The sequence below is a fragment of the Deferrisoma camini S3R1 genome, from assembly GCF_000526155.1.
GTDB classification, from domain to species: domain Bacteria; phylum Desulfobacterota; class Deferrisomatia; order Deferrisomatales; family Deferrisomataceae; genus Deferrisoma; species Deferrisoma camini.
On sequence record NZ_JAFN01000001.1, the window covers coordinates 1,837,836 to 1,851,714 of the forward strand.

Genomic DNA, 13,879 nt, shown 5'->3' on the forward strand with positions numbered 1-13,879 from the left:
GTTTGCCGGATGTCCCCCAACGCTCCTATCTTCCGCCCCACCGAGGCCCGTATCGACCTGTCTGCCGTGGCCCACAACGTGCGGGCGCTCGGCTCCCTCACGCCGGCGGCCACGGCGTTCATGGCCGTGGTCAAGGCCGACGCGTACGGCCACGGGGCCGTGGCCGTGGCCCGGGCGGCGCGGGAGGCGGGCGCGTCGTGGTTCGGGGTGGCCCTGGTGGAGGAGGCGCTGGAGCTGCGGCAGGCAGGGCTGTCGGAGCCGATCCTGGTGCTCGGGCCCACGGACCCGGCCGCGGCCCGGGCCGCGGTGGCGGCGGACGTGCGGCTCGCCCTGTTCGACCCCGACCTGGCACAAGCCCTGGACGCGGCCGCCCGGGACCTGGGCCGGACGGCCCGGGTCCATCTCAAGATCGACACCGGAATGGGCCGGGTGGGGGTGCGGCCGGATCGGCTCGCCGAGTTCGTGGAGGGGGTGGCGGGCCTGCAAGGGATCGAGGTGGAGGGCGCGTTCACCCACCTCGCCACGGCCGACGAGGCCGACCTGGGGTTTGCGCAGGAGCAGCTCGGCCGGTTCCGGGAGTGCCTGCCGGTGCTGACCGACCGGGGGCTGCGGCCGCGGCTCGTCCACGCCGCGAACACCGCGGGCATCCTGGCCCTGCCCGAGTCCCACCTGGACCTGGTCCGGGCCGGGATCGGGCTCTACGGCATCTACCCCTCGGACGAGGTGGCCCGGCCCGTGCGGCTGGAGCCCGTGCTCACCTGGGCGACCCGGGTCGCGTTCGTGAAGACCGTGCCCGGCGGCACCCCCCTTTCGTACGGCCGCACCCACGTGACCACAGGCCCCCGCCGGATCGCCACCCTGCCGGTCGGCTACGGCGACGGATACCCCCGGCTCCTGTCGAACCGGGGCTCGGTGCTGGTGCGGGGCCGACGGGCGCCGGTGAAGGGCCGGGTGTGCATGGACATGATCCTGGTGGACGTGACCCACGTGCCGGAGGCGGATGTCGGCGACGAGGTCGTGCTTCTGGGCCGCCAGGCGGGCGAGGAGATCCCGGCCGACGAGCTCGCCCGGCTCACCGGCACCATCCCCTACGAGATCACCTGCAACCTGGGGAAACGGGTGCCGAGGAGGCTGGAAGGCTAGGAGGCTGGGAGGCCGGAAGGCTGGGCCCGGATGCCGAGGGGCATCCGGGCCCTCTACGCTATTCTTTCGTCACCTGGGCGTCCTCCAGGAGCAGGGCGTAGCGGTAGCCGAACCCGAAGTCCTTGTCGGTGACCACCTTGCCCCGGACGAGCACCGTATCGCCCACGCCCACCTGGGCCTGGGTGGTCACGGTGAGGTCGTTGGTGCCCTCGGCGCCGGTGCCGTCCCGGAGGTGGATCCAGTTGCGGCCCATGATGCCGGCGTTGAACTTGACCACCCGGCCCCGCACCACCACCTCCTGGCCGGCCAGGTCCGCCTTCTTGGCGAACAGCTCCTCCACGGTGTGGCCCCCCTCGGCCTTCTGGATGCCGCTCAGGTCCACCTGGGCCGCGGCCCGGTTCCGGGAGGCCGCGCCCGTCGGGGGGGTCTCCGCACCGGCGGCGGCGGTGGCGGCGGCCGCCTGGTCGGTCGGCAGGATGGCCGTGGCGAAGTAGAGCATCTCGAAGGTGCGGTCCAGGGTCTTGCTGTGGTAGCCGGGCATGGGCATGGGGTTCTGCACCACCACCTCGTCGCCCACCTTCACCGTCACCTTGGGCGCGGCAGCCCAGGTCTCGCCTTGGGCCGTCTTCACCTTGACGTAGGTGTAGCCGCCGGCGTCCATGGTCTCGAGCACCGGTCCGGCCATGGGGCCGGCCGGGGCGGGCGCGCTGGCCGGTTCCGGCTGGGGTTCGGCTTGGGGCGGGGGCGCGCTGGCGGGCTCCTGGGTGGCAACGGGTTGGGACTGGGTGCAGCCGACGAGCAGGGCGAGGCTCGCGGCCAGGAAGAGTCGGGGCGTGTTCACGGTGTTCTCCCGGGTTGGAGGAAACGAGACAGGTTCGGCCCGGGAGGGTACCACACCGGCCAGACAAACCGAATAAGAGGGGGATTAAAAGGGGCCGAAGGCCCCCCAGTCACGCGTGGCCCGCGCGGGCCAGGGCCGGCCGGGGATCCACCGCCGACTGGTCGAGGGCCGCCGCCGCCAGGGGCAGGCCCTGGGCCAGCGTGAGGAGCTGGGTCACGTACACCACCGGCAGCGTGAACCCCAGGTCCCCGGCCATCTCGGGCTGGCGTTCGTCCAGGTTCACCTGGCACAGGGGGCATGCCACGGCCACCACGTCCGCGCCCCGGGCCTTGGCGTCGGCCAGCACCTTGGCCGTCATCTCCTTGGCCCGCTCCACCTGGGGCACCGAGAGGCTGCCCCCGCAGCAGTCCGTCTTGCGGGACCAGTCCACGGGCTCGGCCCCCAGCGCCCGCACGATCCGCTCCATGGCGGTGGGGTTCTCCGGATCGGGAGCCCCGGTGATCCGGGCCGGGCGGGTGAGCAGGCACCCGTAGTAGCAGGCCACCTTGAGGCCGTGGAGCGGCCGGCGGGGCTCGAAGCCGTCGTCCGTGCACCGGCCCTCCAGCAGGTCCAGGGCGTTGGCCACGGTCACCGTGTCGCGGTACTCGTACCCCATCCAGTCGTCCACGCGCACGGCCAGCCCCCCGTCCTCCCGGTACTCGGCCAGGGCGGCCTTGAACCGGCCGTAACAGGCCGCGCAGGGGGCCACCACCCGATCCAGGCCCATCCGCTCCACCAGGGCCAGGCTGCGCAGGGGCAGGCCCACCGCCAGGAACGCGTCCGTGCCGTGGGCCGGCGTGGTGCCGCAGCAGGTCCAGCCCTTCGGCTCCACCAGCTCCACCCCCAGGGCCCCGGCCGCCGCCCGGAACGAAACGTCGTAGGCCCTGCCCGTGGCGTGGAGGGAGCACCCCGGGTAGTAGGCCACCCGGTTCGGGGCGGGCCCCGCCCACGGGACCCGCCGGGGCGGCCGGACCACCTCGGGCAGCAGCCGGATCTTGCCCTTGCGGATCATCCGCAACCCCATGGGGAGGTCGCGGAACGGCTGCTTCTCCCGCAGGTTCAGCTCGCCCATGAGCCCCAGCTCGTACACCCGGCCCAGCAGCTTCACCTGCCGCATGAACACCTTGTAGAACCGGGCCACCTCGGGCACGGACGGGGAGTCCAGGGTCTCCTGCCGGAACCGGTCCAGGATGGCCGGCAGGTCGATGCCCTGGGGGCACCGGGTCACGCAGGTCTGGCACGAGGCGCACAGCCACACCGTGCGGCTGCGGGCCACCGAGGCGTCGCCGTCCTGGATGGCCCGGAGCACCTCGCTGGGCAGCAGGTCGAAGTGCTCGGCCATGGGGCACCCGGCCGAGCACCGCTGGCACTGGTAGCACAGGTACGCGTTCTCTCCGGTGGTCTGCTCGACTCGGCGGGCCACGGACTCACGGGTTTGGGTCACGGTCATGGGAGCACTCCGGTTGGTGGCTTCGTTCCTCACCCCGCCTCGGCCGCGCCGGGCAGGGGTTGGGGCCGGGGCAGGAGGCCCGCGCCCTCCACGATGGGCCGCACGGCCTCCTCCCACTCGATGGCCATGATGTGCACCCCGGCCACGCCCGGGATCTCGCGGACCTCCTGGATCTGCTCGATGCAGATCCGAATGCCCTCGGCCCGGAACGCCTTGGACCGCTCGGCCTTGTCGTCGATGCCCTTGCCCGCGGCCACCATGCGGTCCACGATATCGTCGGGCACGTCCATGCCCGGCACCTGGTCTCGCATGTACTTGGCCATGCCCGGCCCCTTGAGGGGGCTCAGGCCCGCCAGCACGTACACCTTGTCCAGGAGCCCCAGGTCGCCCAGGCGGGCCATGAACTCCCGGAACCGGTCCATGTTGTAGATGCACTGGGTCTGGATGAACCGGGCCCCGGCCTTCACCTTTTTGGCCACCCGGAACGGGCGGTAGGGGTACGGCTCGGCGAACGGGTTCTCGGCCGCCCCCAGGAAGAACCGGGGCGGCTCGCCCTCCACCTCCTCGCCGTTGGCGAACACCCCTCGGTCCCCCATGTCGGCCAGGATCTTCAGCAGTTGGATCGAGTCGATGTCCCACACGTTCTTAGCACCCGGGTGGTTGCCGAACGTCTGGTGGTCGCCCGACAGGCACAGCAGGTTCCGGAGCCCCAGGGCCCAGGCGCCCAGCAGGTCCGCCTGGATCGCCAGGCGGTTCCGGTCGCGGCAGGTCATCTGCACCACCGGCTCCACGCCGGCCTGCTGGGCCAGCAGGGCCGCGGCGATCGACGACATGCGCACCACCGCGGTCTGATTGTCGGTGATGTTCACGGCGTCGGCCGCCCCCCGGAGGAGGTCGGCCTTGCGCCGGATCACGGCCGGATCCGCCCCCTTGGGCGGCCCCAGCTCGGCCGTGACCGCGAACGATCCGGATTCGAGCACGCGTTCCAAATTGCTGCGGGTATCGCTCTGGGACATGGCACGGCTCCTGGCGAGGCTGGAAGGCTGGAATGCTGGAAAGCTAGGAGGCTAGGAGGCTGCTCGCCGGCTCGGACTCCTCGATCGTTGGGGGGCCGCGACGCAGGTCCTCGCGCACGATCCGGCCGGGGCCGCCGCTGGGACCGGGCGACCAGTCCTTGGGCGGCTGGATCTCGGCCAGCCGGTCCAGGTGACCCAGGGCCTCCATCCGCTCGTAGATCAGGTGCCACGCACAGGGGGTGTCGGGGCTGATCTCGCACTTGCCGCCCTGGGAGCCCCCGCACGGCCCGTTCAGAAGGCTCTTGGAGCACCGGGCCACCGGGCAGATGCCGTCGGTCAGGCCCAGCACGCAGTCCCCGCACCCGGCGCACCGGGCCTCCCACACCCCGTGCTCGGTGGGCAGGCCGTAGAACTTGGTGTTCAGCCCCGGCACGGTGCGCAGCTCGGGGAACCGCTCCACCATGGCCTGCACCCCCACCCCGCAGGCCAGGCTCACCACGCAGTCCACCCCCTCCAGGGACGGCCGGGCGGCGTCCAGGTACTCCCACTCGCACTGGCGCTGCACCACGCCGTGGGTGGCGTCGAGCGAGCGGCCCTGCACGCGGGCCCGCATGCGCAGCGAAGCGGCCAAAACCTCGGCCTCCTTCTCGCCTCCGGCGAAGCACACGGTCACGCAGGTGCCGCACCCCAGCACCGCCACCCGTTCGGCCCCCTCGGTCAGGGCCAGGATCTCGTCCAAGGGCTTCTGCTCGGCCACGATCATGCCCGCACCTCCGCTTCCGCACCCGCCCCGGCCTGCTCGTCCGGGGCGTCGGCGCCCTTGAGGGGGTTGGGACCCAGGGCGCGCACCCGCTCGGTCATCTCCTCGCAGATCTCGGCGAACCTCTGGGCCTGGGCCGACGAGAGGTTGTACATCCGCACCCGCTCGCCGCCGATCCCGATCTCGTCCAAGAGCCCGGCGATGTACCGGACCCGCCTCTTCGCGTTCGTATTACCTTCCAGGTAATGGCAGTCGCCCTCCAGTCACCCGGCCACGAACGCGCCGTCGGCGCCCCGCTCGAACGCCTCGAGCACGTGGGCCACGTCGAGCTTGCCGGTGCACGGAAGCCGCACCACCCGCACCCCTTCGGGGTAGCGCAGCCGCATGGCGCCGGCCAGGTCGGCGGCGCCGTAGGCGCAGTGGTGGCAACAGAAGGCCACGATCCTGGGTTCGAACTCCTGGGACATGGAAGACCTCCGTGGAGTACCGTGGTAAATCAAGGTATAGGAGAAATGGGGAGCCGGTGCGTTCAACACCCGCCGGGCGCGGCAGAGGCGTCCCCCTCGCCTCGGTACCAGGTGTCGGCCCCCAGCAGGGCGTCCACGGTGGCGGCCACCTGGTCGTCGGTGTAGTGGGCCAGCTGGATCGCCTTGGCCGGGCACTCGGCCGCGCACACCCCGCAGCCGTGGCAGGTGGCCGGCTCCACGTACGCCGCACCCGCGATCCCGCCGGCGCCCTGCAGATCGGGCCGGATCTGCGGCACGTCGTAGGGGCAAACCCGCACGCAGGTCAGGCACCCGGCACACCGCTCCGGCACGACCTCGGCCACCACCCCCTCGCTCTCCACGTGCTCCTTGGCCAGCACCGTGGCCGCCCGAGCCGCCGCGGCCTGGGCCTGGGCCACCGACTCGGCCAGGAGCTTGGGGTAGTGGGCCAGGCCCGCCAGGTACAGGCCCCGAGTCTGGAAGTCCACGGGCCGGAGCTTCACGTGGGCCTCCAGCAGGAACCCGTCGCTGTCCAGGGGCACCTTCAGCCGGGTGGCCAGCTCCCCCAGGTCCGCATGGGGCACGATCGGCTCGGCCAGCACCAGGAGCTCCGGGCTGAGCGATACCTCCCGGCCGGTGGCCGCGTCGCGGTACCACACCCGCACCGTGCCGTCGCCCGTGGCCACCTGGGGCGGCTCGGCCTCGTCGTACCGCCGGAACACCACGCCCCGGCGACGGGCCTCGGTGTAGAGCCGCTCCTTGAACCCGTACGTGCGGATGTCCTTGTACAGCACCGTGATCCGGGCCTGGGGCCGGAGCTCCTTGAGGATCAGGGCGTTCTTGAGGGCGGTGACGCAGCAGGTGCGGCTGCAGAACCGCTGGGCCGGCCCCACGCACAGCACCATGACCACCTCGTCGGGGATGGACCGGCGGGCGATGGGAAGGTCCAGGTCGTGGCCGTTGCCCGAGGCCTTGTGGAACAGGAACTCCTCGAAGTCGAGGCCGGTCACGACGTCGGGGTGGGCGCCCAGGCCCAGGTCCGGGCCCCGGTACTCCCGCGCGCCGGTGGCCACGATCACGGCGCCGTGCTCGACCACGTCGGTGTCGCCCGAGCGGTGGCGCAGCCGGCTCGTGAAGTTGCCCGTGAACCCCGAGATCTCTTCCAGCTCGGTTTCGAAGTGCACCCGGATGTTGGGGTGCTGCAGGACCCGCCGCACCCGGTCCTCCAGGTACTCCCGGGGGCTCCTGCCGGTCTCCAGGAACCGGATCCGCCGGAGGTTCCCCCCCAGCTCGCCGGTGCGCTCCACCAGGTGCACCGGGAACCCCTGGTCCGCCAGGTCCAGGGCCGCGGCCATGCCGGCCGCCCCACCGCCCAGCACCAGGGCCTGGCGCTTCACGGGGTAGCGCAGGCTCCGCACCGGCCGCAGCCGGGTGGCCCGGGCCACCGCGGCCCGCACCAGGTCCATGGCCTTGCGGGTGGCCCCCTCCCAATCGCCGCCGTGGACCCAGGAGCAGTGGTTGCGGATGTTGGCCATCTCGAACAGCATGGGGTTCAGGCCGGCCGCCCGCACCGCGTCCTGGAACAGGGGCTCGTGGGTCCGGGGGCTGCACGAGGCGACGACCACCCGGTTCAGGCCCTTCTCCTTCACGGTCTCGGTGATGTGGGCCACGGTGTCCTGGCTGCAGGTGTAGAGGTTCGCCTCGGCGTGGACCACGCCGGGGAGCGAGCCCGCGTACTCGGCCACCCCCGGCACGTCCAGGAACCCGCCGATGTTCGAGCCGCAGTGGCACACGAACACGCCCACCCGGGGCTCCTCACCGGCCACGTCCCGCTCCGGCGGGTACTCGGGCTCTCGGGTCAGGGTGCCCCGGGCCCCGGCCAGCAGGCTTCCGGCCCGCGAGGCGGCCCCCGAGGCCTCGACCACGGTCTCGGGGATGTCCTTGGGCTCCCGGAACGGCCCGGCCACGTAGATGCCCGGCCGGGAGGCCTCCAGGGGCTTGAACAGGGTGGTGCGGCAGAACCCGTGGTCGTCCACCTCGATCCCCAGCCGCCGGGCCAGGTCCCGCACCGAGGCCGAGACCTCCATGCCCACCGACAGCACGACCAGGTCGAACCGCTCCTCGCGGATCTCCCGCCCCCTCACGTACCGGACCAGCAGGTCGCCGGTGTCCGGGTCCTCCACCAGCCTCGACACCCGGCACCGCTCGTAGCGCACCCCGTACTCCTCGCGGGCCCGGCGGTAGTAGGCGTCGTACCCCTTGGAGAACGAGCGAGTGTCCATGAAGAACACGGCCACCTCGGTTCCGGGCTCGTGCTCCTTGACCATCACCGCTTCCTTGGCCGCGTACATGCAGCACACGCTGGAGCAGTAGTCGTGGTCCTGGTCCCGGGAGCCCACGCACTGGAGGAACGCCACCTTCTTGGGCACCTTGGCGTCGCCCGGCCGTTTCACGTGGCCCCGGGTGGGGCCCGAGGCCGAGAGCATGCGCTCGAGCTGGAGCGAGGTGACCACGTTGGGGAACCGGCCCAGGCCGTACTCCTGGCTGAGCCGCGCGTCGTAGGCCTGGTACCCGGGCGCGAGCACCACCGCCCCGACCCTGAGCTGCTGCGTGTCCTCCACCTGGTCGTGGTCCACGGCGTCGGCCTTGCAGGCCTCGACGCACGAGTAGCACTCGGAGCACACCCCGCAGCTCAGGCACCGCTCGGCCTCCTTGCGGGCCTCGTCCTCGGTGTATCCCAGGCTGACCTCGTCGAAGCCCTGGAGCCGCTCCTGGGCCTCGCGGGTGCGCACGTGGACCCGGCGGCCCTTGCGGATCTCACCACGGGTCATCCGCTCCCGCAGCTCCTCGTCCGAGAGCTCCGCCACCGGCATCCGCTCCTTGGGGGCCGGCCGCACGGCCTCGCCCCGGAGGTAGGCGTGGATGCCCCGGGCCGCCCGGTGGCCCGAGGCCACCGCCTCGATCACGAAGGCGGTGCCGGTGGTGGTGTCGCCCGCGGCGAACAGCCCCGGCCGGGCCGTGGCCCCGGTCTCGGGGTCGGCCACCACCGTGTTCTGGCGGGTGATCTGGACGCCGGTGTCCGGCGGCAGGAACGCGAGCCCGGCCCGCTGCCCCACCGAGAAGATCACCGTGTCGCACTCCACCTCGAACTCCGAGCCGGGCACCGGCACGGGCCGGCGCCGGCCGGTCTCGTCGGGCTCGCCGGGCTCCATGCGCTGGAACCGCACGGCCCGCACCCGGCCGTCGGGCCCTGCCAGGATCTCCACCGGGTTCGAGTGGAAGGTGAACGCCACCCCCTCTTCCTCGGCGTGCCGGATCTCCAGGGGATGGGCCGAGGCCTCCTCGCGGGAGCGGCGGTAGTGCACCGCCACGTCCGCACCCAGGCGCACCCCCGTGCGGGCGCAGTCCATGGCCACGTCGCCCGCGCCGATCACCACCACCCGTCGGCCCACGTCGGGGGGGGGGCCCAGGCGCACGTCCCGCAGGAACGACGTGTTGGTGAGCACCCCGGGCAGGTCGTTGCCGGGGATCGGCAGGCGCACCCCCTCGTGGGCGCCCACGGCCACCAGCACGGCACGGAATCCGTCGTCGAACAGGTCCTCCACGTTGGACACCGGGTGGTTGAGCCTGAGGTCCACCCCCAGGTCCACGATCTCCTGCACCTCGCGCTCGATGATCGAGGCCGGCAGCCGGTACTCGGGCACCCCCACCCGGAGCATGCCGCCGGCCACCGGCAGGGCCTCGAACACCGTCACCGGGTACCCCTCGAGCGCCAGGTCGCGGGCCGCGGTGAGCCCGCAGGGGCCCGCGCCGATCACCGCCACCCGCTCGTCGAACCGTCTCTCGGCCGGCGGGGGGGGCTCGTAGGGCCGGGAGTAGGCCCAGTCGGCCACGAACCGCTTCAGGGCCCGGATGTCCAGAGGCTCGTCCACCCGGCCCCGGGTGCAGGCGTCCTCACACCGGTGGTTGCAGATGCGGCCGCAGATGCCGGGGAACGGGTTGTCGAGCTTGATCGTGCGAAACGCGGCCTCGTAGTCCCCGGCACGGATGTGGGCGATGTACCCCTGGGCCCGCTGCCCGGCCGGGCAGGCGTGGCGGCAGGGGCTCACGCCGCGCTTCTCCACGGCAAAGGCGTTGGGCACGGCCTGGGGGTAGAGCTTGTGGATGGCCTTGCGGGTGGAGAGCCCCTCGTCAAAGGGGTTGGGGATGGCCACCGGGCACACCTTCTCGCAGTCGCCGCAGGCGGTGCACCGGTCCTCGCGCACGTACCGGGGCCGACGCCGCAGCCGCACGCGGAAGTCACCCGCGTGGCCCTCCACGGCCAGCACGTCCGCGTTGGTGATCACGTCGATGTTGAGGTGGCGGCCCGTGTCCACCAGCTTGGGGCTGATGGTACACATGGCGCAGTCGTTGGTGGGAAACGTCTTGTCGAGCTGGGCCATGTGGCCGCCGATGGCCGAGCGGTTCTCCACCAGGTACACCTTGAACCCGGCGTCGGCCAGATCGAGGCTCGCCTGGATGCCGCCGATCCCGCCGCCCACCACCATGACCGCGCCGGTCAGCCCGGCGCTCCCTGACGCTTGACCCATGATCTGCTCCCGGCTGGAAGGCGGAAAGCGGGGACGTGCTCGGAAAACGGGCGGCCGCTTGGCCGCCCGCCCCCCCGCCCCTGGACATCCGCCCGCTACACCTGCTTGGTCACGAACGCGTACTCCGGAACGCCCTGGACCTCGGCCTCCCACTCGGCCTCCAGGGCGGCCTTCTGCTCCAGCACCGTCATGACCATGTTCTGGATCATGTCGCTGGTATAGTCGGTGGTGATGAGGTCGTCGGCCATGTCCAGGATCTCGATGCCCTCCTGGTAGCCGGAGCGGTACACCAGGTAGCTGGGCATGGGCAGCACCAGGATCACGCTGGTGCGCGTGGTCCGGAAGTCCTCCTGGATCAGCTCCAGGAGCCCCGTGCCGTCCTCTTCGAGATAGGGGAAGGTGGTGTGGAGGAGGACCAGGCTCGGCCGCTTCTGGAGCACCGCGTCCCGACAGCCGTCGACCCGGGTGACCTCGTCGATCCTCAGATCCGGCTTGGCCTCGGTCAGGATCCTCCGCAGGCTCTTCACGCGGCTCCGGTCCGTGTCGATGATCATCACGTCGGTGTGGCGTTCCATGATGCGCCTCCTTCGGGGAACGTCCCCCGTGTGGGTTTGCCTCGTTGAGCAGCAAAGCCCGTGCCAACATCGCAACATATTGATTTTCAAAAACTTATGTTCCATCGGCCGATATCTTCCTTGGCGGGCCGGGTCCAGGACCCGGATTCGTGGCAAAACGCCACGCGCACGGCAGGACGAAAGGGGGCGCTTCCCGCGATATCATCACAACATACCGGAATTATTTCGTTATACACCGAGGTCCGGATGGGGCGATCTGCCCCTCGCCCCCCTCTCCCGCCGCCGTGACGGGGCGTTCTGCCCCAACGCACCGCCGGGGCGACGCCCTCTTCGTTCGGGGCCCGACCTCAAGTGGGCACCGCCCCCAGCCGATCCTTAGGTCAAACCTTCACGCCAACCCGGTCCAGGCGGGCTGGGGAAAGAAGGGACCGTTCGGACCATGGCTGCCCATCCCGCGCCCAAGCGCAACCACGCCCATTGGACCCTGCCCCCCGAGCAGCTCGGCCCCCTGACGGCCCGGTGGCTGGTGCCGGACGAGGGCGGGGGCACGGTCCGGGACCGGGCGTTGGAACGCCTGCGCTCGCCCCAACGCTCCTCTTGGAGCGAAGGGGGAGACGAGCGGGACCTGCGGGGAATCCGCTTGGCAGGGGAGGACCTCTCCGGGGTGGACCTGACCGGCTACGACCTGTCCCACGCCGACCTCTCGGGCGCGATCCTGACCGGCGCCACCCTCTGCGGAGCCTCGCTGGTCGGAGCCGACCTCAGCAGGGCCAGGCTGGACGGCGCGGAGCTGCTGGGCGCCGACCTTCGGGGAGCCCAACTGAACGGCTGCAGCGCCAAGCGGGCCGGGTTCGGGGAGGTGGACGCGGAGGAGGCGGTGTTTTTCGGCGCCGACCTGGAGCACGCCACCTTCACCCGGGCGGAGCTGGTGGGGGCGGACCTGCGCACGGTACGGGCCTCGAACGCCCGGTTCCGGGAGGCCGACCTCGAAGGAGCCGATCTGTCGGGGGCGGACCTGCGGGGGGCCGACATGGCCCTTTGCTCCGTGCAGGGGGCCACCCTCAACGGCGCCGACCTGCGGGGGGCAAGGATGCGGGGGCTCAAGGGGTTTCGGGGGGCCACCTGGATCGGGGTGGACGTGCGGGACGTGGACTTCACCGGGGCCTATCTGTTCCGGCGCCACGTGCTGGACGAGAACTACCTGTACGAGTTTCGCAACCAGAGCCGGTGGCACGAGTTCCTGTACAGGCTGTGGTGGCTCACGTCGGACTGCGGCCGCAGCATCGCCCGGTGGGGCCTGTGGAACCTGGGCCTGGCCTTCGTGTTCGGATGCCTGTACCTGCTCGTGGGCTTGGACCCCGGCGACCACCCCACGGCCCTGACCCCGTTCTATTACAGCGTCGTGACCCTGACCACGTTGGGGTACGGCGACGTGGTCCCGGCGACCGCAGCCGCCCAGATGCTGTCGGTGGTGGAGGTGATTCTCGGCTACCTTGGTTTGGGGGGACTCCTCAGCATTCTCGCCAACAAGATGGCCCGCAGGGCCGATTGAGGGAGCCCGCCATGTTTGGTCTCGGGAAAAAGAAAAAGAAGAAGAGCTCCGACGCCCCGGCCAAAAAGGCCGGCAAGGCCCACCCCAAGAAGAAGCGTGCCCACGTCCTGCCCCTGGAGGGGGCCGAGCTGCCGGCCTTCCACCCGGTGGCCATGAAGGCCATGCGGGAGATCCGCGGGGGGGAAAAATCCCCTTCGGAGATCGCCGACACCATCTCGGCCGACCCGGGGCTGTCGGTGCGGGTACTGCGCACCGTGAACTCGGCCGCGTTCGCCCTGCGCAAGGAGGTGACCAGCGTGGGGCACGCCGTGGCCCTGCTGGGCCTGGGCCGGCTCGAGTCGGTGCTGATCAGCGTGGCCGTGAAGGACGCCCTTCCCCAGCGGTGTTTCCGGGGGTTCGAGCCGGGCCGGTTCTGGCGCACGGCCGTGAAGCGGGCCGCCCTGGCCCAAGAGCTGGCAGGGCTGCTCCACCCGGCCACCCGGATGGAGTGCTTCACCTGGGGGTTGCTGGTGGACCTGGCCGTGCCGCTCCTGGCACAGCACCACACGGCCACCTACGGCCGCGTGTTGGAACGCTGGCACGGGGGAGAAGGGGAGCTCCATGCGCTGGAGCAGGAAAGCTTCGGGTGGACCCACGCCGAAGTGGGCGGGCAGGTGTGCCGAGCGTGGGAGCTGCCCGCCCCCCTGACCGGGGCGGTCGAGGACCACCACCTGGACACCGGCGAGGAGACCCGGTGCCCGCCGGCGGTGCAGCTCGCGGCGATCCTGTGCGAGAGCCCGGAGCACTCCGGGATCGAGAGGCTGGTGCAGGTGGCCGCCGCCCGCTACGGCATCCCCGAGCCGGTGAGCCAACAGATCCTGTCCACCGCCGAGGAGAAAGCCTCTCAGCTCGCCTCCCTGTTCGCGAGCTGAGCGACAAGGACAATCATCCCCCCTGTACGCATCGCACCGGTAAGGAGCACGGAGATGCGCCCCGAGATCCGCAGCATCCTTCTGCCCATCGACATCAGCGACGCCAGCTCCCGGGTAGCCGGGTACGCGGCCGCGCTGGCCGAGCGGTTCAACGCCCGGCTCACCGCCCTGTACGTGGTCGAGGAGAGCGAGGGGCTCCTGGGGTTCACCGTGGCCAGCCGCGACACCGACGAGTCGGTCCGGGAGCTGGAGGACGCCGCCATGGGGGAGCTGGCCGAGCATGCCCACCGCTACCTTCCGGCGGGCACCGAGGTCCGGGTGGAGGCCGGCGACCCCACCCACAAGATCCTGGAGGCGGCCGAGCAGGTCGGGGCCGACCTGATCGTGATGGGCAACCACAACCGCAAGGGGCTGGAGCGGCTCCTGGTGGGCAGCACGGCCGAGCACGTGATCCGGGAGTCCAAGGTCCCCGTGGTGAGCGTGCCCCTGCTGGCCGCCTGAGGTCCGGCGGGGCGGCG

Annotated in this window: 11 protein-coding genes; 4 read left to right on the forward strand and 7 right to left on the reverse strand. The window is 71.6% G+C overall.

Going from position 1 to position 13,879, the window contains the following annotated elements; genetic code table 11:
• Positions 1-9: 9 nt before the first annotated feature.
• Positions 10-1,143, forward strand: a complete 1,134-nt coding sequence (alr, locus tag DEFCA_RS0108110) for an alanine racemase (RefSeq protein WP_035802884.1) — start codon at positions 10-12, stop codon at positions 1,141-1,143.
• 58 nt (positions 1,144-1,201) lie between these two features.
• Here alr and DEFCA_RS0108115 read toward each other — a convergent pair whose 3' ends face one another.
• The 7 genes from DEFCA_RS0108115 to DEFCA_RS0108145 form a co-directional block, all read right to left on the reverse strand.
• Positions 1,202-1,984, reverse strand: a complete 783-nt coding sequence (locus tag DEFCA_RS0108115; protein WP_025322529.1) for a hypothetical protein — start codon at positions 1,982-1,984, stop codon at positions 1,202-1,204.
• A 109-nt stretch (positions 1,985-2,093) separates the two neighbouring features.
• Entirely contained in the window at positions 2,094-3,473 is a 1,380-nt protein-coding gene (locus DEFCA_RS20520; protein WP_025322530.1) for a heterodisulfide reductase-related iron-sulfur binding cluster, read from the reverse strand.
• A gap of 29 nt (positions 3,474-3,502) precedes the next feature.
• A complete protein-coding gene (locus DEFCA_RS0108125; protein ID WP_025322531.1) occupies positions 3,503-4,489 on the reverse strand; it encodes a methylenetetrahydrofolate reductase in 987 nt (328 codons plus the stop codon).
• A gap of 43 nt (positions 4,490-4,532) precedes the next feature.
• Positions 4,533-5,252, reverse strand: coding sequence for a methylenetetrahydrofolate reductase C-terminal domain-containing protein (locus DEFCA_RS0108130; protein ID WP_025322532.1), 720 nt, complete (start codon positions 5,250-5,252; stop codon positions 4,533-4,535).
• Positions 5,249-5,716: a hydrogenase iron-sulfur subunit gene (locus DEFCA_RS19295; RefSeq protein ID WP_169709508.1), complete on the reverse strand. Its 468-nt coding sequence runs from the start codon at positions 5,714-5,716 to the stop codon at positions 5,249-5,251. The genes DEFCA_RS0108130 and DEFCA_RS19295 overlap by 4 nt, the downstream gene beginning before the upstream one ends.
• Positions 5,717-5,778: 62 nt before the next feature.
• Positions 5,779-10,323: an FAD-dependent oxidoreductase gene (locus DEFCA_RS0108140; RefSeq protein WP_025322533.1), complete on the reverse strand. Its 4,545-nt coding sequence runs from the start codon at positions 10,321-10,323 to the stop codon at positions 5,779-5,781.
• A gap of 95 nt (positions 10,324-10,418) precedes the next feature.
• Positions 10,419-10,898 carry a response regulator gene (locus DEFCA_RS0108145; protein ID WP_025322534.1) on the reverse strand — a complete coding sequence of 160 codons (480 nt, stop codon included), beginning with the start codon at positions 10,896-10,898 and terminating at the stop codon, positions 10,419-10,421.
• A gap of 439 nt (positions 10,899-11,337) precedes the next feature.
• On the opposite strand from DEFCA_RS0108145, the gene DEFCA_RS20525 reads away from it, so the two are divergent.
• Genes DEFCA_RS20525 through DEFCA_RS0108160 form a run of 3 tightly spaced genes read left to right on the forward strand, consistent with a single transcriptional unit; the run spans position 11,338 to position 13,862 of the window.
• Positions 11,338-12,450, forward strand: coding sequence for a pentapeptide repeat-containing protein (locus DEFCA_RS20525; RefSeq protein ID WP_025322535.1), 1,113 nt, complete (start codon positions 11,338-11,340; stop codon positions 12,448-12,450).
• Positions 12,451-12,461: 11 nt separating this feature from the next.
• Positions 12,462-13,361, forward strand: coding sequence for an HDOD domain-containing protein (locus DEFCA_RS0108155; RefSeq protein ID WP_025322536.1), 900 nt, complete (start codon positions 12,462-12,464; stop codon positions 13,359-13,361).
• A gap of 54 nt (positions 13,362-13,415) precedes the next feature.
• Positions 13,416-13,862, forward strand: coding sequence for a universal stress protein (locus DEFCA_RS0108160; protein WP_025322537.1), 447 nt, complete (start codon positions 13,416-13,418; stop codon positions 13,860-13,862).
• Positions 13,863-13,879 lie beyond the last annotated feature (17 nt).

Excerpts from the sequence above, each read along its gene's own strand:
- DEFCA_RS0108155 (WP_025322536.1), top strand. The coding sequence starts at position 12,462 with ATGTTTGGTCTCGGGAAAAAGAAAAAGAAGAAGAGCTCCGACGCCCCG.
- DEFCA_RS0108130 (WP_025322532.1), bottom strand. The coding sequence starts at position 5,252 with ATGATCGTGGCCGAGCAGAAGCCCTTGGACGAGATCCTGGCCCTGACC.
- DEFCA_RS20525 (WP_025322535.1), top strand. The coding sequence starts at position 11,338 with ATGGCTGCCCATCCCGCGCCCAAGCGCAACCACGCCCATTGGACCCTG.
- alr (WP_035802884.1), top strand. The coding sequence starts at position 10 with ATGTCCCCCAACGCTCCTATCTTCCGCCCCACCGAGGCCCGTATCGAC.
- DEFCA_RS0108125 (WP_025322531.1), bottom strand. The coding sequence starts at position 4,489 with ATGTCCCAGAGCGATACCCGCAGCAATTTGGAACGCGTGCTCGAATCC.
- DEFCA_RS0108145 (WP_025322534.1), bottom strand. The coding sequence starts at position 10,898 with ATGGAACGCCACACCGACGTGATGATCATCGACACGGACCGGAGCCGC.
- DEFCA_RS20520 (WP_025322530.1), bottom strand. The coding sequence starts at position 3,473 with ATGACCGTGACCCAAACCCGTGAGTCCGTGGCCCGCCGAGTCGAGCAG.
- DEFCA_RS0108140 (WP_025322533.1), bottom strand. The coding sequence starts at position 10,323 with ATGGGTCAAGCGTCAGGGAGCGCCGGGCTGACCGGCGCGGTCATGGTG.
- DEFCA_RS0108160 (WP_025322537.1), top strand. The coding sequence starts at position 13,416 with ATGCGCCCCGAGATCCGCAGCATCCTTCTGCCCATCGACATCAGCGAC.